Annotated in this window: 2 protein-coding genes; both read right to left on the bottom strand. The window is 69.1% G+C overall.

From position 1 onward, the window contains the following. Nucleotides 1-838: SpoIID/LytB domain-containing protein (locus IG86_RS0138055; RefSeq protein ID WP_030903145.1), on the bottom strand; the 838-nt coding region annotated here is incomplete at its 3' end. Nucleotides 839-897: 59 nt separating this feature from the next. Beyond that, nucleotides 898-1,597: hypothetical protein (locus IG86_RS0138050; RefSeq protein WP_030903142.1), on the bottom strand; the 700-nt coding region annotated here is incomplete at its 5' end.

The following is a 1,597-nucleotide window of genomic DNA, read 5'->3' as shown; positions in this document are numbered from 1 at the left end:
CCGGACCCTGCCAGGCACCATTGCTCACCCAGTCGTTCGCCACACTCCCGCCGCCGTCCACGAACGCCACGTGCGTCGCACCGGCATCCATCGACACCGTGCCGAAGCTTCCCGACCCGCCCACCGACCCGCCGATCGACAGTCCGGGGTAGTAGGCGCCCAGGATCGACTGCCAGGAATGGCCGGCGAGGGCGCAGTTCTGCGACCCCCACTGGCTGAGCGTGTTCGGGTACCTGGACAGGCCGGTGCCGCAGCCTTCGGACGTGTTTCCGGTGAGGGTCGCCTGGTACGAGGCCTGGAAGACCGAGCCGTTCCTGGTCATGACCGAGTTCCAGGTCGACTGCACGGCCGAGTTGGTGACGGCGGTGGAGCTTCCGGGTATGTAGCGCTGATAGTTGATCGAGTCGTCGACGTTGTAGCAGGAGCCGCCGTACGAACCGCCACGCCAGTTGTTGACCCAGTACCACGCGTAGGTCTTCACCGCCATCGCACCCGCCTGCAGCGAGGCGGACTGCCAGGAGGTGACCCACTCGCTGGGCAGAACGTCCTTGACGTATTCCTGGAACGGCACGTTGACAACGCCGATCTCGGTACCCGGCACCGGCGCGCCGACGCTGGTGTGCTGCGCGTATCGCAGCACCCGGATGGTGGAAGGCGGGGTCGTGTCGGACGAGTAGCCGCCGCAGTTGCCGTTCGCTGCCGGGGCCTGCGCGACGCGGGGAGTGGACAGGAGGGCCGAGGGTGCGATCTGGCCACTGGCCGGCTGCGGCCGGCTCGTCCCGTTCGGCAATGGGGACGCGGCTGCCGGGCCCGCCACGGCGAAGCTCAGGGCCGCCATCGCCGTGACACCGCTGAGCGTCAGGCGTAGACCACGAATGACAGGTGCCGGGGTGGCGGTCAGCGGCTGGTGCCGCCGAGGCCGGACGGCCCCTGCCAGGCCCCGTTGCTCACCCAGTCGTTGGCGAGGCTGCCGTTGGTGTCCACGAACGCGACATGCGTACCGGCGGCGTCGGTTGCGAGACCCGAACCCGCCCGCGCCCTGCCACCAATCGGGGACGGGCCCTGCCACGCGCCGTCGCTCACCCAGTCATTGGCGACGTTGCCGTTGCCGTCGATGAAGTAGATGTGGTCACCCGCGGCGTTGAACGCCAGCGGGGAGTTGCCTCGGGGCTGACCGCCCATACCGGACGGGCCCTGCCACGCCCCGTTGCTCACCCAGTCGTTCGCGAGGTTTCCGTTGGTGTCGACGAACGCGACATGCGTACCGGCGGCATCGGTGGCGAGACCGGAACCCGCCCGCGCCTTGCCACCGATCGGGGACGGACCCTGCCACGCCCCGTTGCTCACCCAGTCATTGGCGACGTTGCCATTGGTGTCGATGAAGTAGATGTGGTCACCGGCCGCGTTGAACGCCAGCGGGGAGTCCCCACGGGCCTTGCCGCCCAGACCAGACGGGCCCTGCCAGGCACCGTTGCTGACCCAGTCGTTCACCACATTCCCATTGGTGTCGACGAACGCCACCAGGGTGCCGGCCGCGTTCGTCGCGATCGGCGAACCGGGCCGGGCCTTGCCACCGATCGGAGACGGACCCTGCCAC

The sequence above is a fragment of the Streptomyces virginiae genome, assembly GCF_000720455.1.
In the GTDB taxonomy this organism is placed as follows: Bacteria; Actinomycetota; Actinomycetes; order Streptomycetales; family Streptomycetaceae; genus Streptomyces; species Streptomyces virginiae.
This window is presented reverse-complemented; position numbering and strand designations above follow the sequence as displayed.